At 40.2% G+C, this 22,154-nt stretch carries 23 protein-coding genes; 16 read left to right on the top strand and 7 right to left on the bottom strand.

Features of this window, described 5'->3' with window-relative positions; all coding sequences use genetic code 11:
• Positions 1-5 precede the first annotated feature (5 nt).
• The 10 genes from ACOI22_RS06390 (at position 6) to ACOI22_RS06345 (ending at position 8,273) form a co-directional block, all read left to right on the top strand.
• Positions 6-560 (top strand): DUF2780 domain-containing protein, encoded by a 555-nt coding sequence (locus tag ACOI22_RS06390; protein WP_420671181.1) that lies wholly within the window; start codon positions 6-8, stop codon positions 558-560.
• 85 nt (positions 561-645) lie between these two features.
• A complete protein-coding gene (locus tag ACOI22_RS06385) occupies positions 646-1,545 on the top strand; it encodes an alpha/beta hydrolase (protein WP_420671180.1) in 900 nt (299 codons plus the stop codon).
• Complete coding sequence (kynU, locus tag ACOI22_RS06380) at positions 1,538-2,794, top strand: kynureninase (protein WP_420671179.1); 1,257 nt, start codon at positions 1,538-1,540, stop codon at positions 2,792-2,794. Before ACOI22_RS06385 ends, kynU begins: the two co-directional genes overlap by 8 nt.
• Entirely contained in the window at positions 2,794-3,162 is a 369-nt protein-coding gene (locus ACOI22_RS06375; RefSeq protein WP_420671178.1) for an MGMT family protein, read from the top strand. The genes kynU and ACOI22_RS06375 overlap by 1 nt, the downstream gene beginning before the upstream one ends.
• A gap of 128 nt (positions 3,163-3,290) precedes the next feature.
• Positions 3,291-3,776 carry a YHS domain-containing (seleno)protein gene (locus tag ACOI22_RS06370; protein ID WP_420671177.1) on the top strand — a complete coding sequence of 162 codons (486 nt, stop codon included), beginning with the start codon at positions 3,291-3,293 and terminating at the stop codon, positions 3,774-3,776.
• A 116-nt stretch (positions 3,777-3,892) separates the two neighbouring features.
• Positions 3,893-4,189 carry a DUF2282 domain-containing protein gene (locus tag ACOI22_RS06365; RefSeq protein ID WP_420671176.1) on the top strand — a complete coding sequence of 99 codons (297 nt, stop codon included), beginning with the start codon at positions 3,893-3,895 and terminating at the stop codon, positions 4,187-4,189.
• A 12-nt stretch (positions 4,190-4,201) separates the two neighbouring features.
• Positions 4,202-5,104, top strand: a complete 903-nt coding sequence (locus ACOI22_RS06360; protein WP_420671175.1) for a DUF692 domain-containing protein — start codon at positions 4,202-4,204, stop codon at positions 5,102-5,104.
• Entirely contained in the window at positions 5,097-5,924 is an 828-nt protein-coding gene (locus ACOI22_RS06355) for a putative DNA-binding domain-containing protein (protein WP_420671174.1), read from the top strand. The genes ACOI22_RS06360 and ACOI22_RS06355 overlap by 8 nt, the downstream gene beginning before the upstream one ends.
• A 28-nt stretch (positions 5,925-5,952) precedes the next feature.
• The gene (locus ACOI22_RS06350; RefSeq protein WP_420671172.1) at positions 5,953-6,378 is read left to right on the top strand and encodes a DoxX family protein; all 426 of its coding nucleotides are present in this window, start codon (positions 5,953-5,955) and stop codon (positions 6,376-6,378) included.
• Positions 6,379-6,518: 140 nt separating this feature from the next.
• On the top strand, positions 6,519-8,273 hold the full coding sequence (locus ACOI22_RS06345) for a monovalent cation:proton antiporter-2 (CPA2) family protein (RefSeq protein ID WP_420671171.1): 1,755 nt from the start codon (positions 6,519-6,521) through the stop codon (positions 8,271-8,273).
• Between the two features lie 5 nt (positions 8,274-8,278).
• Here ACOI22_RS06345 and ACOI22_RS06340 read toward each other — a convergent pair whose 3' ends face one another.
• The 7 genes from ACOI22_RS06340 to ACOI22_RS06310 all read right to left on the bottom strand — a co-directional run bounded on the left by ACOI22_RS06340 (position 8,279) and on the right by ACOI22_RS06310 (position 16,952).
• Positions 8,279-9,838, bottom strand: a complete 1,560-nt coding sequence (locus tag ACOI22_RS06340) for a serine hydrolase (protein WP_420671170.1) — start codon at positions 9,836-9,838, stop codon at positions 8,279-8,281.
• 43 nt (positions 9,839-9,881) lie between these two features.
• On the bottom strand, positions 9,882-10,766 hold the full coding sequence (locus tag ACOI22_RS06335; protein WP_420671169.1) for a bile acid:sodium symporter family protein: 885 nt from the start codon (positions 10,764-10,766) through the stop codon (positions 9,882-9,884).
• 4 nt (positions 10,767-10,770) lie between these two features.
• Positions 10,771-11,517 carry an SDR family oxidoreductase gene (locus ACOI22_RS06330; RefSeq protein WP_420671168.1) on the bottom strand — a complete coding sequence of 249 codons (747 nt, stop codon included), beginning with the start codon at positions 11,515-11,517 and terminating at the stop codon, positions 10,771-10,773.
• A gap of 41 nt (positions 11,518-11,558) precedes the next feature.
• A complete protein-coding gene (locus ACOI22_RS06325; protein WP_420671167.1) occupies positions 11,559-12,629 on the bottom strand; it encodes a phosphotransferase family protein in 1,071 nt (356 codons plus the stop codon).
• Positions 12,630-12,632: 3 nt separating this feature from the next.
• Entirely contained in the window at positions 12,633-13,856 is a 1,224-nt protein-coding gene (locus tag ACOI22_RS06320; RefSeq protein ID WP_420671166.1) for an acyl-CoA dehydrogenase family protein, read from the bottom strand.
• Positions 13,857-13,982: 126 nt separating this feature from the next.
• Positions 13,983-14,576, bottom strand: coding sequence for a thymidine kinase (locus ACOI22_RS06315; RefSeq protein WP_420671165.1), 594 nt, complete (start codon positions 14,574-14,576; stop codon positions 13,983-13,985).
• Positions 14,577-14,705: 129 nt separating this feature from the next.
• The gene (locus tag ACOI22_RS06310) at positions 14,706-16,952 is read right to left on the bottom strand and encodes an acyl-CoA dehydrogenase (RefSeq protein ID WP_420671164.1); all 2,247 of its coding nucleotides are present in this window, start codon (positions 16,950-16,952) and stop codon (positions 14,706-14,708) included.
• A gap of 322 nt (positions 16,953-17,274) precedes the next feature.
• Between ACOI22_RS06310 and ACOI22_RS06305 the strand changes: the two genes are divergently transcribed.
• The 6 genes from ACOI22_RS06305 (at position 17,275) to ACOI22_RS06280 (ending at position 22,149) form a co-directional block, all read left to right on the top strand.
• A complete protein-coding gene (locus ACOI22_RS06305; protein ID WP_420671163.1) occupies positions 17,275-18,093 on the top strand; it encodes an outer membrane lipoprotein-sorting protein in 819 nt (272 codons plus the stop codon).
• Between the two features lie 30 nt (positions 18,094-18,123).
• Positions 18,124-19,341: a hypothetical protein gene (locus ACOI22_RS06300; protein ID WP_420671162.1), complete on the top strand. Its 1,218-nt coding sequence runs from the start codon at positions 18,124-18,126 to the stop codon at positions 19,339-19,341.
• 184 nt (positions 19,342-19,525) lie between these two features.
• Positions 19,526-20,149 carry an outer membrane beta-barrel protein gene (locus ACOI22_RS06295; protein WP_420671161.1) on the top strand — a complete coding sequence of 208 codons (624 nt, stop codon included), beginning with the start codon at positions 19,526-19,528 and terminating at the stop codon, positions 20,147-20,149.
• Between the two features lie 13 nt (positions 20,150-20,162).
• Positions 20,163-20,420 (top strand): DUF3081 family protein, encoded by a 258-nt coding sequence (locus tag ACOI22_RS06290; RefSeq protein WP_420671160.1) that lies wholly within the window; start codon positions 20,163-20,165, stop codon positions 20,418-20,420.
• A 68-nt stretch (positions 20,421-20,488) separates the two neighbouring features.
• On the top strand, positions 20,489-21,463 hold the full coding sequence (gene lpxL, locus ACOI22_RS06285; protein ID WP_420671158.1) for an LpxL/LpxP family Kdo(2)-lipid IV(A) lauroyl/palmitoleoyl acyltransferase: 975 nt from the start codon (positions 20,489-20,491) through the stop codon (positions 21,461-21,463).
• A 59-nt stretch (positions 21,464-21,522) separates the two neighbouring features.
• A complete protein-coding gene (locus tag ACOI22_RS06280; RefSeq protein WP_420671157.1) occupies positions 21,523-22,149 on the top strand; it encodes a TcpQ domain-containing protein in 627 nt (208 codons plus the stop codon).
• The last annotated feature ends 5 nt before the right edge of the window (positions 22,150-22,154 follow it).

The raw sequence follows: 22,154 nt of genomic DNA, 5'->3' as shown, positions 1-22,154 counted from the left end.
AAATTATGAAGAAAGTTATTTTATTAAGTGCAGTATTAAGTTTTTCAAGTGTAGCTTCGGCTGAGCAAAGCTGGTGGGACAACCTTCTTAGTGCTGTTGGATTAGGTGAAAGCGAAGAAGTAGTGGAAACTGTTGATGCTTCGCAAAGTACTGTGGGTATTGACGGCCTACTTAGTAGCCTAACCAGTAAACTAGGCGTAACAAAAGAACAAGCTCAAGGTGGTATGGCTGCCTTGTTTAACTTCGCAAAACAAAATATCTCTGAAGAACAATTCAGTGCCTTAACTGCACAGATACCAGGCCTTGATTCACTGATGAAATACTTACCAGCAATTAGCGCAATGAACAGTGAAGGCATGGGCGGTATTATGGATATGGCTTCAGGCTACAGTGATAAACTTAGCCAAGTAAATGATCTTAAAAAGCAGTTTGATACACTAGGTCTAGACACTAGCATGATTGGAAAATATGCTGATCAAGCACAATCTTATTTTGATACACCAGAAGCAAGTGCTGCTAAAGACGCATTAACAGAAACATTTTCAAATATTTCTTTGTAATTTCTGCAAAAATTAATGAGTCGCTAAGCGGCTCATTTTTTTATGTAAATATGAGCTGTACATACATGTAAGAGCAAAAATCATTATGCAAAAAAGCGCTTATTATTTTTATTCTATTGTTTTGTTAAGTTTTTTATCAGCATGTTCAAGTGTTAACCCTATACCCAATTTACCCTCGCACAATAAAACGTTTGACTATGAAACTGTCGCCAGTAATGTTCCTTACGCTAAAGTTGCTCAATTAAGCCACATTACCCCTGATAAGACCCTACAATATGGCGCCTTAGATGAGCAGTTTATTTATGTATGGGAAGGCGCAAAGCATGTATCTTCACCAACTAATATAAAGCCAAGCCCAATTGTGTTTATACACGGGGGATGCTGGTTACAAGATTACGACATTTCACATAGTTTGCCCTTAACAAGTGCCCTTAGCCAACAAGGCTTTGATGTGTACTCTATAGAATATAGGCGCACGGGAAATGGGGGAGAATGGCCTGTTGCTTTGCAAGATATTGAGCAAGCGTTCAGGCATATTCAAACACTATTACAAAAATCAACGCCAGTTAAATTACTTGGTCACAGCGCCGGTGGCCATTTAGCAAGTTTAGCGGCTGCTAAACAAAGCGATCCTAATTTCCCTATTCACTTGTTTGGGCTAGCCCCTATTATTGATTTACCTGCTTACAGCGAAGGCGATAATAGCTGTCAAACAGCAACACCGCGTTTTATGCAAGGCAGCCAGAAAATGGAAGAGCAAGCATATAAAAATGCGAATCCTTTAAATTTTGACTTAAGCAGCTTGAGCCGAGCGGTATTCATGGTGGGGGATGCTGACGCAATTGTACCTGCAAACATGGCCTCTCATCCTGATGGAGAAAACATGTTGATTGAAGGCGCAGGGCACTTTGATTGGATCCATCCTGGCTCAAGTTCGTTTAAACTGCTTTTAGAAGAATTAATGCGAACGCCTAACAATGACTAATTTACAAGAACGAGCGAGCTTGCTTGATAACGCAGATGCTTTGTCACATAAAATTGAAGAGTTTAGTTTGCCTAAAGATACAATTTATTTAGATGGCAACTCACTAGGCCCCCTTACTAAAAATGCCCAATTAAGAGCCCAAGAAGTAGTCCAACAGCAATGGGGGCAAAGTTTAATTGCAAGCTGGAACAGCCACGACTGGATTTCCTTACCCAGTATAGTGGGCAACAAAATTGCTCAATTAGTGGGAGCAAGTGCCAATAGTGTAGTGTGCTGTGATTCAATTTCTGTGAATTTATTTAAAATTTTAAGTGCGGCAGTTCAGCTCCAAAAAACGGAAAAGCGGCGTTTAATTTTATCGCAAAATGATAACTTTCCTACTGATTTATACATGGCACAAGGTTTGTCACAATTACTGGGCACTAATAACTGCGAGTTATTAAGCGTAGCAAGTAATGAAATTGAAAGCACCTTAGAGGCTAAGGGAAATGACATTAGCATAATGATGCTTTCACACGTTAATTTTAAGAATGGCGCTATTTTTGATATTCCGAAATTAACGCAATTAGCCCATAGTAAAGGTGTGCTAGTGGTTTGGGATTTAGCCCATAGCGCGGGTATATTGCCTTTGGACCTAAGTGCTTGGAATGTTGATTTTGCGGTTGGTTGTACTTATAAATATTTAAACGGTGGCCCGGGTGCCCCTGCTTTTATTTACGCCGCACCTCGTTTGCTAGCTGATTTGCAGCAACCTTTGAGTGGTTGGATGGGGCATAAAAGCCCATTTGCATTTGACCATGATTACGACAAAAATACTGGCATCGAACAATTTCTATCGGGCACTCCAAGCATTATATCTATGAGCGTGTTAGATGCAGCCCTAGATGTGTTTAATAAGGTTTCAATGCAAGCAATTCGTAATAAGTCACTTGCTTTAAATGAATTCTTTCAAACTTGCATCAAAGAGCTTATTCCTCAATCATCATTAAGCTTGGCGTGTAGTCTAGACCATCAAACTAGAGGTAGCCAAATATCGTTTAAGCATGAGCATGCTTATGCGATTTGCCAAGCCTTAATTAGCCACAATGTGATTGCTGATTTTCGTGCGCCTAATATTTTACGACTGGGCTTTTCACCGCTGTTTTTAAGTTTTAAGAATGCATATGATGCGGCAACGGTATTGCAAGACATTATTGAATCTAAAAAGTTTCTACATACAGAGTTTCAAATCAAACACAAGGTGACCTAATGGCAAGCCTGGAGTTGAGCTCAGCCTTAACTAACGAAAACTATGTGAAAATATTTAAAACGATTAATTTAATTCCCTCAGGCAAAGTGGCTAGTTATGGTCAAATAGCTGACTTAGCGGGGTTACCTGGGCGTGCACGCTTAGTTGGAAAGAGCCTGGCTTATGTACCTAGCGAAATGACAGTTAACTGGCATCGCGTTCTACGCTCAAACGGTAAGCTAGCCTTTGCGCCGGGGTCTAGCCAAGCAGTTAAGCAAATGGGCTTATTACAGTCCGAAAATGTAGCCGTGTTTAACAATGGTGTAAAAATGAAAGAATATAAGTGGCAACCCGATTTATTTTCCATTTTGCAAGAACTTGAATTTTAATACAATTTTTTCAGAATTTCGAAAAATAAGCAATAAATGCAGAAATAATGAAAGCAAAGTAAAGGCCCTAAGGTCTTATAACTGAATTTGCTAAATAGTTAGCTTTTTATTCTTATTTGGAGAACCCTATGCGCACCAAGCTTATGTATGCTGCCACATTGCTGATGGCTTTAATTGTTACATCGTGCGGGCTAATACCCACTCAAGTATCGTCGCCTATAGAGGCTGTTAATGTTGATGAAACTACTCTTGCCATAAAAGGTTACGACCCGGTAGCTTATTTTACAAAAAACACACCAACTAAAGGTAACAGCCAATTTGCCGCTAACTATGACGGTGCTACATATTGGTTTAGTTCTGCTAAGCACCAAAAAATGTTTACAAGTGAGCCCCGCAAATATGCGCCTCAGTATGGTGGTTATTGTGCATATGGTGTTTCAAAGGGCTACAAATATGATATTGATCCACAAGCCTTTGCGGTCGTGGATGGTAAGTTATATTTAAACTTAAATAAAAAAGTACAAAATATTTGGAGCAATGATAAGCAAGCTCTTATTGTTGATGCAAACGGGTATTGGACAAACATTGAAAAGACCCCTTCATCAGAACTTTAATTAACAACAAATCAACATTGTGGTGAAATTAATTCGAATTTCATCACTAAACTGTAGTAACTTAACTCAAGACGTTTATTACTAAGTTACTATTTCAACACTATAGAGGAACGACTATGAAAACGAATGTTGCTGCCGCTGCTGCACTTGCTACTGTAATGACTTTAGGTATTGCCCAATCTGCTGATGCAGCGGGTAAGAAAAAAGAAAAATGTTACGGCGTATCTTTAGCTGGCCAAAATGACTGTGGAAACCTTGCTGGTACACACAGCTGTGCTGGGCAATCTACCGTTGATAACGACATAGGCGAATGGCGCTTAGTGCCAACGGGTACTTGTAAAGATTTAGGCGGATATAACCGTAAAGAAGCTAAAGAAATGTTTAAAAAAATGAAAGCAGATATGAAAGGCTAGGGTACTTATCTCTTGCCGCCATTTTTATCTGAACCGCAAACTGAGGCACTTATAGGCCTTGGTTTGCGCCATCCCCATATTGATGAAGCCCTCAGCAATAACCCTATCAATAACAATATCGACTTTATTGAAATTCACGCAGAAAACTTTTTTGCTGCTGGCGGTATTACGCAAGCTCTACTCCAAGACACTGCACAGCGATACAAAATAAGTGTGCACGGTACTTCATTAGGGCTAGGTTCAGCGTTAAAAGTCCCGGCAGAAACGCTTGAGAAGTTTGCTAGAGTCGTCAAAAATGCTAATGCTTTTTTAGTGTCAGAGCATTTGTGCTTTAACCGAGTTCCCACAAATAACGGTATTTTTCACTCAGGTGACCTACTGCCACTGGCTTATAATCAACAAGCACTTGATACAATTTGCAGTAATATTCATCAAGTGCAAGATACGCTAAAGCGACCTATTTTAATTGAAAACCTTTCGGCATATGTATTGCCATCTCAATTACACGAGCAAGCAAATGATAGTATGTCAGAACAAGCGTTTTTAGTCTCAATGGCTGAAAAATCAGGCTGCGGCTTGCTTTTAGATTTAAACAACTTAATCGTAAATGCGCTCAACCAAGGTGTTGATGACCCTGTAACTTACATATTCAAAGAAATGAGTAGCCTACCAACAAGCTTAGTGGGTGAGATACATCTTGCAGGCTTCAGTGATACCAAGCTAAATGGCTTTATTGTGGATGACCACGCTAATTTTGTGTCAGAACAGTGTTGGCAATTATACGAACTTATTATTGCTAAGTTGGGCCCTAAACCAACGCTAATTGAATGGGACAACGAATTGCCTTCGTGGGCTGAATTAGTAGGTGAGGCTGGCAAGGCTAAAAAAATAGCCGGTAACATTAGCCATGAGTAATTTATTTGCGCCTCACTATCAACAAATGCTTGTTGCGAATATTACCAATGAGCCAAACAACTTAAGCGCAAATACTGTATCTGAAGCATCTGATGTTAACGACGCGCTTTTTATTTATCGAAATAATTATATAGAAACTGGCATTAGGGCGCTTTCTATTACCTTTCCTACGGTGTTGGCTTTGTTAGGAGAGGACGCATTTAGAAACATTGCAAAATTGTATTTAATAAAACACCCTAAAGATTGTTTTGATTGGGCCGACTATGGCGCGATGTTTTCGGCGTATTTATTTGATATTGATGCATTGGCCGATACTCCATACATACCAGAAGTAGCCGAGCTTGATTGGCGCTTGAGCACCATAGAAAGGCAGCAAGATATAGACTTTGATGCTGATTCTTTTGCTCTTTTACAAAACTATGATGCCGCAAAGCTGAATTTTGTGCCAGCACCTGGTTTACAAGTAATGAATGTGTATTTTCCCGTACAGGAGTTGTATTCCTTAGTGCATCACGCCTCGCCCGAAGAAAATGAACATACCAAAGCAGAAGGTATAAAAAATTTAAAAATTTTAATTCACAGTGCAATAAATAATCCTGTATTAAGGTCTATTGTGCTATGGAGAGAGCACTACAAAGCACTTTTCGAGTATTGTGAACAAATGCCCGCAAAAGCGTTTGAGAGTATGGTAAATGAATCATCAGTTGAACAGGTATTAGCCTCTTTTGGTGATGATCAAGCTGCCATGTCGCAATGGCTACAACAACACATTGGTACACGCAAAATTTATGCGATTGCCACAAGAAATAAAACTACTTAGTATCGTTGACGAAACAAGGGCTACACACATGATTATTACAATATATAACGCCATATTTGGCAAGGCACAATGGTTAGCAGCACCGGCTTTGTTAGCCGCTAGAGTATACGTAGCATGGGTATTTTTTAAATCAGGCTTAACCAAACTGAACGATTGGGATTCTACCCTTATGTTGTTTGAGTACGAATACGCCGTACCTATTTTAGATTTTACGACAGCCGCCTATTTAGCCACATTTGGAGAGTTGGTTTTACCTGCTTTATTAGCTTTGGGCTTATTTGCCAGAAAGGCTGCTCTTGGTATTTTCGTTATCAATTACATTGCGGTTATCAGTTTAGAAGACATGCCCGCAGCGGCTTATAATCTTCATGTTATTTGGGGCTTGTTACTGCTTGCAGTAGTTATATGGGGCGCCGAACGTTTATCACTTGATAAGCTTTTTAAAATCAAATAGCACACTTTTCCCGTCTTTTATAAAAGCGCTTTTATTGATTTTCAGTAAAAGCGTTTTTTCTATTGAATAAACCCGCTACACTGTAGGCTTACACGGCTGAAATTTAGCTATATGTTTAATCACAACAAGGTATTCAATTTGTGACTTTACTTCCGTCAGTAGCTATATTTTTAGGGGCCACTTTAATCGCAGTTCCCTTGTTCAAGCGTCTTAAGCTTGGCGCCATCTTAGGTTATCTAATAGCTGGCGTTCTGATTGGCCCTTCTGTATTTAATTTTATAGACGAACCCAGCACAATATTACATTTTGCTGAATTGGGCGTTGTGTTACTACTTTTTGTGATTGGCTTAGAGCTTGAACCTAAAACGCTTTGGCGAATGCGCAACAACATTATTATTAGCGGTGGTAGCCAGCTGCTGTTAAGTGCCGTTTTAATTGGCTTAATTTGCTACGGCCTACTAGGGCTTAGCTTAGTAGTGAGTGTGACGATTGGCTTGGCATTGGCATTGTCATCTACTGCATTTGCTATTCAATTAATGAATGAGCAACGAATACTCACTACAGCACCGGGCCAACAAGGCTTTTCAATGTTGCTGATGCAAGATGTTGCCGTTATTCCTATTTTACTTATTGTGACGTCATTTTCACCCAATCAAAGTGTGGATAGCGTTGCTTGGTATATTAGTTTAGGTGCCATTGCGGCGGTTTTACTTATAGGGCGGTTTTTGGTAAATCCTTTGCTTAGAGTCGTGGCAAAGTATGGCAGCCGTGAAGTCATGACAGCCGCCGCTTTGTTTTTGGTGCTTGTAACCGCATTGGCTATGTCAGCATCTGGCTTATCAATGGGTATGGGGGCGTTTATAGCGGGGATATTGTTGGCTGACAGCAGCTTTAAACATCAATTAGAAACAGAAATTGAACCCTTTAAAGGCCTGTTGTTGGGTTTATTCTTTATGGCCATAGGCATGAATTTGAATTTGGCCCTGTTGTTTAGCGAACCCGCTTTTATCCTAGGTTTAAGTTTTGCCTTAGTATTAATTAAAGGCTTAATTATTACTGTTATACTGCGTTTAAACAATCAAGGTAAACGAGACTCTACACGAATTGGGATTATGTTATCTCAAGGCGGTGAGTTTGCCTTTGTGGTTATGACGCTTGCTATTAGCGCTTCGGTAATGAGTGAAGATGTTGCATCACGCGTGAACCTAGTGGTTGGCATATCAATGGCGCTCACTTCACCGTTAGTCATTTTGTACGCGCGGTATTTTAATACATCAAATTGCCCACCCGTATATGACTCTCAAGCAATGGAGCATGAGCCTGAAGTAATAATTGCTGGCTTTGGGCGTTTTGGCCAAATTACGGCACGGGTATTGTCGGCAAATAACATTCCTTTTACGGCTCTTGATAAAGACGCAGAGCATATCGCTTTTGTTAAAAAATTCGGAAATAAAGTTTTCTTTGGGGATGCAACTCGTGCTGATCTTCTTAACAAAGCAGGTATACAAAATGCCAAAGTATTATTAATAGCAGTGGATGATCGCGAACAAATTAATACGCTTGCAAACTTAGTTAAGCAGGAGTTCCCGCATATTAAGATTGTAGCTAGAGCACGCGATAGAATGCATGCAACGGAACTGGCTAAAAATGGCGTAGACGTATTTGTTAGAGAATTATTCGAAGGGGGCTTAAATGCATGTAGAAAAGTACTTGAAGCCTACGGTTACAATCAACGCCACGCCCAGAAAATGATCCGCATGTTTAGTAAACATGACAAGAAAATGCTGAACGAAGCCATTGACGAAAATTTAGAGCTAGAAGGCCGCGTGCAAAAAGAACGTAAAGGACGTGAAGAATTACAGCAAATTTTCATAAAAGATAGAGAGATCAAATAGCCTCTTTATTGTTTATAAAACAACATATCCCTATATGTGTGATTCTCTCGCTTCTTGGCGGTGAACGGATGTAAAGTTGCTGACACCACTTTGCTTTGATTATTTATCGTAAAGTGAACGAAGGCGTCGCTGGCGGCGTTTTTGTTATCCCATTCAATTTTATAGCTAGTTCCCGCAAAGGGCAGTAGCTTTCCTTTGAGAGTAAGCATACGGTCTGATGAAATTCTTATGTGACCATTACCTTGTTGAATACGTAAATTACCAAACCATGCATCTTTAAAAACACCTAAAATATCTTTATCGGAAATAAGCATTGGGCCTTGGGCTACGGGGGCTTCATATTTTCGTAAATAATCAGCCTCTTTTTCATCTAAGTATTCAAGATACGTATTGATCCAATCGTTGTGCTTACTCATAGCAATGCCAGCATCTGCTATGAAGGCCTTAACGATGGTTTGCATAACCGAGCCTCTTGCCGCTGAATTAGAGCCGTTGTTCAAAATAACAATGCCTAAATCTAATTGTGGCACTAATAACAAATAAGATTGGTAGCCTGAAATGGTGCCGGTATGCGAAATAGTAGCTAAGTGGCCTATATTGCTTAATCGCCAACCTAAACCATATTGCTTAAACAAGGTCATATCCCAATTTTGTTCTTCATCGCTAACAGATAACACGGTATGGCCGCTTGTCATTACTTTATAAGACTGTTCACTAACAGGCAGTGTGTTTACGTTTAGCCATGCTTTAGCCCACTTATTCATGCTATCTAAATCACACACTATACCGCCTGCAGCGCTGGCCATAATACCTTTTTCAGATGCGCTATTTCTTGGAATAGGGTAAATCCCACGAGCATCGTTATAGCCATAAGCTAAAGCCACATGTGGCAAGTTTTGTTTAGGTATATCACCCGCAAAACAGTTCATGTCTAAAGGCGCAAAAATGTGGGTATCAATGAATTTTTCAAATGCCAGCCCACTTATTTTTTCAATAAGTTCTCCTGCCGTAATATAAAGCACATTGCTATAAGCATATTGAGCCCGAAAGCCATATTGTGGGCTCAAGTAGCGTAAATTATGCACAACTTCTTGGCGAGAAAAGCCCGATGGTTCAGGCCAAATCATGCTGTCACCGGCGCCGCTTGCTAGCCCACTTTTATGTGTGAGTAGATCAAGCACAGTAAAGTTTTTTGAAACATAAGCGGAGTAAAGTGCAAAATTAGGTAAATATGTTTGTACTTTATCGTCCCAATTTAGTTTGCCTTGATCTACTAAAATAGCCAAGCCCGAAGCGGTAAATGCCTTACTTAACGAGCCTATGCGAAATAGTGTTGATGGTTTGACTTGTGTGGCGCTTTCAATAGATGCTGTACCGAAGCCTTTAGCAAAAATAACTTCTTGATTTTTAACAATCCCCACTGCCATACCGGGCGTGTTGAACTCATGTAAGGCTCGGTTTATGGTTTGCTCCAATGTAGCTTCATCAAGCGGTAACTGCGCGCTTGATGAAGCTGATAAAAAGCAAAAGATAAAGCTAGATAAAACGGAAAAAAAACGAAACATTCGGGCATCAAATACTATTTAATTTGTGTTCATTGTGCGTAACTTAGCTCAGTGAATCAACCTTTACTTCTTTTCGTGATTTTTGTTTAAACCGAATTACGAGTAATGTTGCGCCCAAATACATAGCTATCCCATATACACCGGGCACTAGTGCGTAGGCCGGTACACCAAGTAAAGAGATAGCAATAAGGATTGCCAATGTTGCATTTTGTGTCCCTATTTCAATCCCCAAGGTCGCGCCGTCTATATTACTGAGCAAAAATAAGCGTGCTAAAAATAATCCCATAGCCGTGGCTAACAAGTTTAATCCTATTGTTAAAATAAACATGTCAGGGAAAGCCGCAATAATTGAGTCACTTTCGTCATAAGAAATTTTGATGATAATCAAAATCATAAATAGCACTGACAGTTTTCTAAAAATAGGCTCTGCTCGTTCAGCCAAGGTGTTATTTTTTGCTTTGATCAACATTCCGATTAGCACAGGTAGTAGGCTAATAAGCATAAGTGCAAGTGATGTTTCAAGTAACGAGAACGCTGGGGACTCACCCTCAATGAAGTAATCGATAGAAAATGCGATCAAAAATGGCGTAGTAAATACACAAATTACCGTGGTGATAGCGGTTAATGATATAGACAAGGCTAAGTTAGCCTTAGCAATATGAGCAAATAAGTTTGAGGTAGTTCCTCCGGGGCAAGCCGCTAAAATCATTAGCCCAATAGCTATTTCAGGGCTTGCACTGAAGAACACTGCAATAGCAAATGCTAATAAAGGGAGTAACACCACTTGCCCAACTAAACCTACAAAAATAGCTTTGGGCATACTTGCAAGGCGAGCAAAGTCTTGTACGCGCAAGCTTAATCCCATACCTAACATAATTAATGCAAGTAAAGCCGGCAAAACAACGGAGGTAAATAAAGAGGCTTGCAATACCCTAACTCATTTTTGCAAGCATTGATAAAGGCGCAACTCTCATTAATGCTTGCATTAATGTCCATGGCCATCCTGGCACGTAGCTATTCGCACCTTCTTTTTCAATGGCTTTTATCATGGCTTTACAACCGGTTTCGGTATCTACCATAAATGGTACTTTTTCAACTTTTTCATTAATTTCACTTTTAATGAAGCCTGGGTGAATCGTAGACACCTTTATAGGTGTTTTGGCTAAATCAATACGCATACCTTCGCTTAAGCTAGTAATAGCGGCTTTTGTTGCTGCGTATACTGTCATTGCTCGGCGAAATCCGCGTACCGCACTTATTGATGATATGGTAACCAAATGGCCGCTATTTTGCTGCCTAAAAATACTCACAGCGGCTTCGCATTGCGCTAAAGCCGACACAAAGTTAGTAACGGCGGTTTGTTTGTTTGCTTCAAAAAATCCCGTGCCAATTGACGCGCCTTTGCCCATGCCTGCATTCACTATAACGCGGTCAAGCTGTCCTAAGTCTTTTCTGAATTCTTCAAAAACAGTAAATACCGCATCATGGTCATTCACATCAAGTGATTTAATAACAACTTGAATGTCAGGGTTTATAGCCAGCAGTTCGCTTTTTAAACTTTCTAAACGCTCTACCCGCCTTGCACATAAAGCGAGGTTTCTTCCCATTTTGGCATACTCTACAGCCATGCCTTTACCTAAGCCTGAACTGGCTCCGGTAATTAAAATATTTTGTCTCATAAATACGGTCTTCTTTTAATATTAAATGTTTAGTGTGTTGCTTACTTGCCAGCGCGTTTAATTATTTTATTGCAGCGATACATTAAATAATGCACAAACACCCACATGTTTTTATATGCTTTATTATTAGTTTGCTTATGATGGTATCTGTAATAAATTTGCTGCACTATGCCGGCTAATCTAAACAAACCGTATACTTCATAAAATGCAAACGCTTTGGGCTCTAGACCTTGTTTATGGCAGTAATAATCAATTACTTCTTGGCGAGTCATCATCCCTTTTAGATGGGTAGGTTGGCGCTGAGTACTTTTGGCTAAAAAGTCGTCATCGGCTTGCACCCAATAGGCAAGGCTATTCCCTAAGTCCATAAGTGGGTCGCCTAAGGTAGCTAGTTCCCAGTCAAGTACCCCTAAAATTGCCGTTGGATCATTCGCGTCAAGCACTAGGTTATCAAAGCGGTAGTCATTATGTGTGATACAAATAGTTTCTTTTGTGGGTAGATTTTTCTCTAGCCATTGCATCACTTTTTTGCCGTTTGGTACGTTCCACGTTTTTGCTTTGCTGTAGCGTGCTATCCAACCGCTGATTTGACGTTCAGCGTAGCCGGCACCTTTTCCTATATGCTCTAAATTGGCGCTTTTATAGTCTACATTATGCAAACTAATTAGCTCATCTAAGGCCACTTCGCACAGTTTTCGAGCTTGTTGCTCGTTTAGATTAACCCCGCGAGGGAAATGCTTTCTTGGAATAATACCGTTAATTTTTTCCATGACGTAGAATTCGGCGCCAATCACGCTTTCGTCATCAGTATATCCAAGCATAGTGGGGACTTTATCAAACACCGGTTTTAGTGAATCTTGCAAACGATATTCGCGGCCCATATCGTGAGCCCCTTTGGCTTTAGTTCCAGCAGGGGGGCGTCGCAATATTATTTCTTTGTTTTCAAACCCTAGGCAATACGTCCAATTAGATGCACCGCCCGAATATTGCGTGACATTCATATCACCATGTAATCCGCCAATATTACTATCAAGCCATTCCCTTAAGGCTGAAATGGGAAGTTCTTCGCCCTCACGTACCGAGCCAGCTTTATCTATTGTGTTATCAGTCATAGTTTATTTTCTATATTTTTTTAATTCTAAACGTGAAACCATTGCCATATGCACTTCATCAGGGCCATCAGCTAGGCGCAGCGAACGTGCCGCCGCTGCAAAGCGCGCTATAGGGAAGTCACTGCACATGCCCGCACCGCCGTGAAGTTGTAGTGCAATATCTACTACTTCTTGCAACATATTAGGCACCACCACTTTTATTGCAGAAATGTCTACCATGGCGTGTTTCACACCCAAGTTATCTATTTTCCATGCGGCTTGTAGGGTTAGCAGTCGGCTTTGCTCAATTAGCATTCTCGCTTTGGCGATGCGCTCTTTATTGCCACCTAATTCAATCAATGGCTTACCAAATGCGGTTCTGCTTAAACCGCGTTTTATACCAAGTTCTAAGCATTTTTCAGCACCACCTATAGCCCGCATGCAGTGGTGAATTCTTCCAGGTCCTAAACGCCCTTGGGCAATAGCGAAGCCTTTACCAAGGCCAACTAACAAATTACTCATTGGCACGCGCACATTGTTTAAATGAATCTCGCCATGGCCAGAGGGTGCATCATAGTCGCCATATGCGCTAAGCATACGTTTAATTTCAATTCCAGGCGCGTCAAGCGGGACTATCACCATAGAGTGCTGGCTGTGCTTATCATTCTCAGGATTTGATAAACCCATAAAAATCATAACTTTAGCGTTAGGGTGACCAAGGCCAGTTGTCCACCATTTCTTACCATTTAAAACGAGTTCATCACCATCAACTGTTATTGTTGCCGCCATGTTAGTTGCATCAGATGATGCAACATCTGGTTCAGTCATACCAAATACCGAGCGGATAGTGCCCTCTAGCAAAGGAGTTAGCCACTGTTCCTGCTGCTCCTTATTCCCAAAATGATAAAGTACTTCCATATTACCGGTATCAGGAGCATTACAATTGAATATTTCGGGGGCAAAAATCACGCGGCCAGTTTCTTCAGCTAAAGGGGCGTATTCGAGTGTACTAAGGCCTTGAGCAAGCTTTTCATCAGGTAAGAATAAGTTCCATAGACCTTGCTCTTTAGCCAGTTTCTTTAAGCGTACAATTTCAGGATGTAGGCGCCATTGCTTCCAGTTACCGTCAGGATTATCGGCATGAATTTCTGCGTACAACTTATCTTCAATGGGATACACATTTTCATCCATAAATGCACGAATGCGACTTATGTAATCAAGCGTTTTGGGATTGTGGGAAAAGTCCATGGTCACCTCTAAATGTTAAACTATTGTTAGCATAATAGTTGAAAATTAGGGGCTTGGATAATTGCTAGAAATGACGCCTATTTATAAATTTCACTTATGAAACCAATAAGCGTCAATCATCTATACTTAGTGGTCGCTGTCAAAAAATCCACTGATTTTGCAATAATGCTTACGACAAAGTGATACGTATTTTTCATTTCCGCCCACTTCTACTTGTGCGCCTTTAGAGATAACTTTACCGTTTTCATCTACACGGGCTACAAAACTCGCTTTACGTCCACAATGACAAATGGTTTTAAGCTCGTTGAGTTTATCTGCCCAAGCGAGAAGATATTGACTTCCAGTAAACATTTCCCCCATAAAATCGGTACGTAAACCATAAGCGAGCACAGGAATTTTTAACTCATCAACAATCATTAAACATTGCTTAACTTGTTGCTTGGTTAAAAATTGAGCTTCATCTATAAATATGCAGCTTCGTGTTTCTTTTGAATGTAATTTTGACACTTCGTCAAACAGGTTTGTTTGCTGGCTAAATAGTTCAGCAGGGGCTTTTAAGCCAATTCGTGAAGCAATACTGCCTTGTGCAAAGCGGTTATCAAAATCAACCGTGAACAAGGCGACTGACATACCGCGCTCTTGATAGTTATAAGCTGATTGTAAAAGGGAGGTTGATTTTCCTGCGTTCATTGCAGAGTAATAAAAATAAAGCTGAGCCATAGTGAAATAGTGTTCTTATGTAATTATTGTCGTTTTTCTTGGTAAATGATAAACGATTTTTATTGCTTACTCTAATGCTAAGCATAAAAAAGGGCGCTAAATAGCGCCCTTTTAAACGTGCTTGATAGATTATGCAGCGTTAGCGTCTTTTGCTTCTTCTACTTTTCCGTCAATACCTACAATTTCCATATCAAATGTGAATTCGTCAACACGAACTGCAAGCTTACGTTTTTCGTTGTACTCAAGTAGTGTTGCTTTTTCTGCATCAGTTAATTGGCCACTTTCTTGTAACTTATTAACCGCATTCTCGAATGATAAGAATGGAATAACAGGTGACTTACGTAATGCTTTTTGAACCTTGCTAAGAAGAGGCATAGCCGCATGCTTCGCTTTAAAGGCCTGTTCATTGATATCGTTGCCGTCACCAGGGGTAACTACTACGGCATGGGTCAACTGTGCTTTAATGCTGCTATCTTGCATAGAAGCTGTTGACAACTCGCGCACTAAGTCATCGCTGATGCCGCTTACAGAATTGCTGTAAGTGTTAGTTAATACACGCATCAAGCCCTTAGTTGGGGTGTTCGGGAAATTATTCACGAAGTCCACTATGGCTTTTTCTGCTTGTTGCAATGACCACTCAACAGCGTACTTAAAGTACGGAAGCGCTTCTTGACGATTCTCAACGCGTTGCTCGTAGAATCTAACGGCTGCCATTCCTGCATAAACGTAACTAATAACGTCACCTAGTCTTGCAGAAAGTAGTTCGGCTTTCTTCAAGTCACCGCCTAGTACCAGCAATGAGAAGTCAGCTAGTGGTGCCAGTTTCGCGGCTACAGAGTTTAAACGTTTCTCATAACCACGAACTTCCGGCAAGCTAGACTCTGCATTGCGTATAAATGGTAAATAGCTGTTAGCAATACTTCTAAATGCGTTTTTAGTACTAAACTTAACTGTTTTACCCAGCACCTTGTTGAACGCGGCATCTGCATTTGCATCTTCTGAGTGAATTAAATCAACCATTTCTTTCAAATGTGGATGACAACGCATAGCGCCCTGACCAAAAATCATTAAGTTGCGGGTAAGTATGTTTGCACCCTCAACCGTAATGGCAATAGGCAGTGCTGAATAGCCGTTTGCAAGGGTATTTTGCGGCCCGCGCTGAATAGCTTTACCTGCTTGAACATCCATTGCTGAGTTCATTACGTCACGACCAAGTTCGGTCATGTGGTACTTGGCAATAGCGGTTACTACTGACGGCTTCAAGCCTTCGCCTAAACCTTCAGTTGTTAATACGCGCATCGCTTCTAGCAAGAACGTTTTACCCGCGATATCAGCAAGTTTGTCTTGGATACCTTCAAAGCGACCAATTGGCACACCGAACTGTTCGCGTACGAAAGAGTATTCTGCCGTAGATTTAAATGCTGATTGCGCTGTAGCCACGCCCATTGCAGGTAATGATATACCACGTCCTGCACCTAAACAGGCCACTAGCATTTGCCAGCCTTTACCAATGTTTTTCTGTCCACCAATGATAAAGTCCATCGGGATAAACACATCATTACCGCGAGTAGTACCGTTATAAAAACGAACGCCCATAGGATCGTGACGATTACCTAGTTCAACACCTGGATGTGATTTTGGAAGTAGGGCGCAGGTAATACCAAGCTCTAGTTGGTCTCCAAGTAGTTGGTCTGGGTCGAACACTTTAAATGCCAATCCAAGTACAGTAGCAATAGGCGCTAGCGTAATGTAACGCTTATCCCAGCTAACTCGCAAACCAACCACTTCTTTTCCTTCCCATTCGCCTTTTGTCACAATTGCTGCATCGGGAATAGAACCTGCATCAGAGCCGGCTTCTGGACTAGTAAGTGCGAAACATGGAATGTCTTCACCTACCGATAATTTTGGCAACCAGTAGTTTTGTTGTGCTTCGGTGCCGTAGTGCATTAATAGCTCACCAGGGCCTAAAGAGTTTGGTACCATAACGGTTACCGCAATTGCGCCGCTTTTTGTAGCAATGGTAGTTACTACCGTTGAATTTGCATAAGGGCTAAATTCAAGACCGCCAAATTGCTTAGGAATAATCATCGCAAAGAATTTTTCTTTGCCTAAAAACGATAAAATTTCATCAGGAATATGCTCTGAGTTTTGCAACTCAAAGTCATCAATCATTTCAAGCAACTGTTGAACAGGACCATCCATAAAAGCTTTTTCTTCAGCAGTTAAGGTTGCTTGTGGTAATTGACGCAAAGCAGCCATATCAGGCTTACCTTGATAAATTGACGATTCAATCCATACGTCACCAGCATCCAGTGCTTCTTGCTCTGTTACCGAAATTGGAGGTAACACTTTTTTAAGGTTAGTTCTTATACTCATATTTAACTTATCCGCTCATCTGACCAGTTGAGGTGGTATGAGAACATAAAAATCAAAGAAGGTCAAAATAATGTGATAATAAATGCTTATTTTGTGTACACATTTATTGTCAATATAAGCGAAGTTCTGTAAATCACCCAAGACGTAAAAATTAACAAAACTGTGACTTATGCAACAGGTGGTATATAATTAATCATGGCTTAATGTTTTGCGATTTCTGCCGTTATTGCTTAGTAGTTGTAAAGTATTGCACCTTAGAGATTCAAGCAGCATTAACATTGATTAATTGCAGTGAATTCAGTGCCGAAACGAAAGGATATATATGAAGAACCAAAAGCTTAATGCAAATATCTATAAATACTTATTGGGGTTTGTAGTAATAACTGTAAGTGCATTTGTTCAATCATCTAATGCGCTAGCGAAAAGCAGTCAGAAAGGTCTTGAAATTGCCACAGAAGTTAAGCAGCGAGATATGGGATGGCAAGATACCAATGCGAATATGCAAATGATTCTTCGCGGTCCAACGGGTGATGAATCTGTTCGCGAGATTCGTGTAGCGACACTTGAAGTTGAGGGTGATGGAGATAAGTCCCTCACTATTTTTGATTTACCTAAAGATGTAGCCGGTACCGCTTTTTTGAGTTTTTCAAAAACGGACGGCGCTGACGATCAATGGATATACCTACCTGCCCTCAAGCGTGTTAAAAGAATATCAACACGTAATAAATCGAGCCCGTTCATGGGAAGTGAATTTGCCTACGAGGATATGACGTCGTTTGAATTAGAGAAGTTTAGCTTCGCCTATCTTAGAGATGAAAAATACAACGACTTAGACTGCTTTGTGGTGGAGCAAGTACCCACCGACAAATATTCAGGATATACCAAACAGATTGTGTGGGTAGATAAAGCCCATTATAGAATGCAACGTACAGAGTTTTACGACCGCAAAGGAGCTTTGTTGAAAGTACTTGAACCTTCAGAATACGAGCTTCATTTAGATAAGTTTTGGCGTGCGCATCAACTTGATATGGTAAATGTCCAATCAGATAAATCGACAACCTTAATTATTGATGATATTCAATTTAAGACGGGTTTAACTGACAAATATTTTACCAAGAATGCACTGCAACGCTTGCGTTAATCTACAAATACATAAAGAGGCTTTAAAAATATGCTAAAAAAAATCAGTTTGCTGACTCGCTTCATTTCTACAGTTGCAACGGGGAGTTTTCTAATTGCAGGTGAGATAAGTGCACAATCTGATATCAATTATGCTGGTAGCGTTGCTATTGAACAACGCTATTTTATGGAAGACAGCCTTTTCAGTAATCAAACCAATAGCCAAGCTTCTTTGGTAATTGCGCCTGAATTTGACACTTCGCTAGGAGATGGATACTTAAGTTTTAAGCCGTTCGCGCGGATTGATCAACGAGATGAAGAGCGAACTCACGTAGACGTTCGTGAGTTAATGTATGCTCACTTCTTTGACAGTTGGGAAGTGCGAGCAGGTATCGGAAAAGTGTTTTGGGGGCAAACGGAATCTCTTCATTTAGTGGATGTTATCAATCAAACTGATTTTGTGGAATCCATTAACAATGAAGAAAAATTAGGCCAGCCAATGCTAGATGTGCGCTATTTGCTTGATACGGGTGCAATTAGCTTTTACGTATTACCTTATTTTAGAGAACGAACCTTTCCAGGTGTAGATGGACGCTTGCGGGGTCCATTGCCCATAAGTGCTAACAAGGCCTTGTACGAGTCAGAAGACGAAGAATCGCATATTGATTACGCGGTTAGATGGCAACAAAGCTTAGGCAATCTTGAGCTAGGTTTGGCATATTTTGACGGCACATCAAGGCTGCCTATTATAGAGGTGCAAAGCAATGAAATGGGTGAATTAGCTTTACTACCGAAATACAATTTACTTCAACAGTTTAGTATTGATGCTTTGTATGTTTATGATTCATTTTTATTTAAACTAGAGGCCTTAAGCGGCAAAAGCCTAGACCAACGTTTTAACGCTTATGTAGCGGGCTTTGAATACACCATAGGTGACTTCTATGAAACGGGGTTTGACTTAGGCATATTGATGGAGCATCAATATGATGAACGAGAAGAACAAGATTTCATTACTGGCCAAAATGACCTGATGGTGGGCGCTAGATTTGAGCTTAACGATTTTGCAAGCTCAAACCTTCTTCTTGGCATTGTTAGAGACCTTGACAACTCAGCGAGTTATTCTGTTTTCGTTGAGGGGTCAACTCGCTTAAATCAGAATTGGCGTTTAGCGTTAAATGGTTATTTCTTTTCATCAGGGGTAGAACAAGACCCTTTATATTATATGCGTCGGGATGATCATATAGCACTCAAAGTAGAATACTTCTTCTAATTAAATCTTACTTCATTTCATAATACCGCCAGTTTTAACATTTAGAATTAACGCTGGCGCGTTTTTTGCTTTTTAAGCTTTGATGGGCACGTGACTGACAAATAGATGTCATTCTTTTGTATGCGCGGTCCTTACTATTTTTCTTGAAATATTTAGCTAAGCTGCAGAAAATAAAGGATAAAATATGTTACTGAAGGTGAGCGCTAAGAAGTGTTTATTTAAGAGCTTGTTGTCATTGGTATTCGTTTTTATGACGCAACAGTCAATTGCACAGCAAAACTTTTACGGCATTACGAGTTTAGGATATGCTTCAAATGATTATGATGGTTTGAGCCAAAGTCAGTCATTAGATGCCGTTAGTTATAAACTTGGCGTGGGTTATGAATACAACCGGAGCTGGAGTTTTGAAGCGGGTTTTCAATCTTTGGGCGAAGAAATATTGTCAATGGACGAACTAAATTTCGAAAATAGCAGTATAGAAATAGACAACATATATTTAAATGCATTAGGCCGTGCTGGGAATCGGCATGGTGAATTGTTTTATAGGGTTGGTATTGCACGAGTCGATACAAGCGAGTCATATTTAGCTTCCGCCCCTTTGTGTGGTGGACAAAGCAGTATTTTAGCTGTTCAGCAAGACGCTATGTTATGCCAAACCAGTAAAAGCGGTATGGCTGGTGTGGTGGGTTTAGGTTTCGATTTTTATATACACCACTCAACACTGCTACGAATTGAAGCTGAATATATGTCAGGAGAAAATGGTTATTCCACTAGTGCGACTTACTTAGGAATTAGACTTAACTTTTGAAAAATAGGAAGTAATGAAAAACGAACTAGACAGCAAATTTTTACTCGAAGCGTTTGAAAAAATTAGGCAAAATGGCAAAAAAGAGCATGAGCAATATATCTTAAACGGCGTAATTGCTTATACGGACTTTGATGGCTATACCGTATATTTAGAAGATGCAAAGGTTAAACTAAGTTTTGGCTTTCATAATCAATATCATTTTGATTATGGCTCTAGTAGTGATTTTGAAGCCTTCGAGAAAAAGTTAAAACAAATAGTGAAAGAGTATTAATAATTAGTTTGGTGCGCCTTAGCACTCTAATGTAAACTTAATCCTCATTTACTATTTGAGGTGTAGCTTTGCCACGTTCCATATCAAGTCCAATCAAACATGTTGTTGCCCCCCAATTCTCTTGGAAGTTTTTATTACCTAATTATTGGTTAATCTGGTTAGGCGCTTTTATTTTATTTTGTCTTATTCAGTTGCCTTATCCGATTATTCGCAAGCTTGGCTTTGGGTTTGGAAAGCTCCTAAAACGTATTGCAGCAAAACGTGTTTTTGTAGCTAAACGCAATATTGATTTATGTTTTCCTCATTGGTCACAAGAGAAACGAGAGCAGGTTTTTCAAGATAATATTAACCGCACAGGCATGGCACTATTTGAAACGGCCATGGGCTGGTGGTGGTCATCTAAGCGTATGCAAAAACACTGTAAAGTAGAAGGCTTTGAAAAAATACAAGCCGTACTTGATAGTGGGAAGGGCGTATTTGGCTTAGCACTGCACAACGTGAATGTAGAATTTGCGTGCAGAGGCATTGGGTACGCACATAAGTCAATTGCGTTTTATCGTAAACACGACAATCTATTGCTAGACTATTTACAGTACCGCGGTAGAAACCGCTCAAATAAATACATGATCGACAAGCGTAATTCGAAGGCGCTGATTGCGGCAATGAATCAAGGAGAGCTTTGCTTGTATTTACCCGATCAAGATTATGGCCCTAAGCAATCTATTTTTGTACCTTTTGGTGGTGTTGAACAAACTGCCACAACAACCGCTACACTCATGTTTGCAAGTAGAACGGATGCGGTTCCGTTTTTAATTACGTCACAATACACTGACACCGGGTATGTTGTGAAAATAGTTTCAGATTTGCCTTACCTAGCCGATATTAACAATAATGGTCAATCCGAATCTGATCAAACAAGCATCCTTACTCGCTTAAATGCAGACATACTTTCGGCTGTATCTGAGCAGCCTGAAAGTTATCTGTGGATGCATAAGCGCTTTAAGACAAGACCAAAGCAAGCGCCTGATTCTTTGTATCGCTAATGTTTAGCGTATCTTGTATTAAGCCTAAAGCTTAAGATGAAATTAGAAGGGCAACATTAATGGCAGTAGACAATTTGCGCAATTTTTGGTTAAAACGCATTGCGGGCATTATTGCCGTTATATTAGTAACCATTGCGTTTCTTGTATTCGTTCCAAATCCTACCGAAACTGACACTAGCATCCCCGCGGATGAAAATAGCGTAGCTGCCAATGTTTCACGGTTTTATGAAGAGTTTAAGCAAGTTTCAAGAGACCCTATAAAAGAGCGCTATGGTGATTTTGTAGTGCTTCTTGATAATCAGGAACGAGACTTAGCAGATGCGATTAATAACGTAAGCGAACAGAATCATCCACCTATGGATGACTGGAGTGGCGAATACAAAGAGCGCCCGTTCACTAAAGATAGCACTCTTATGCAAGAGGCAAAGGCTTTTGTTGCTAAAGAAGGGATGAAGTTAATTTGGGATTTAAATCAAGACTTCATCATTAGAGAGCGCTTTGTTTCATCAAACACCCTAGTGGGGATGTTAGAAGATATCGCTGGCGCGGTTGACTCGAATTTCGAACAACCTATTCTTATTTATTTTTGTTTTAAAAAACGAGCGCTAGTGATTACCGACGAAGCTACCGAATATTTAGACGAGAACTGCGAAAAAAGCGCCGGGTCTTTATATCAAAACTATTAGCAGGT

It is taken from the genome of Glaciecola sp. 2405UD65-10, assembly GCF_048820975.1.
Taxonomy (GTDB): Bacteria; Pseudomonadota; Gammaproteobacteria; order Enterobacterales; family Alteromonadaceae; genus Glaciecola.
The sequence above is the reverse complement of the archived record's forward strand: the minus strand, read 5'-3'. Positions and strand labels throughout refer to the sequence as shown.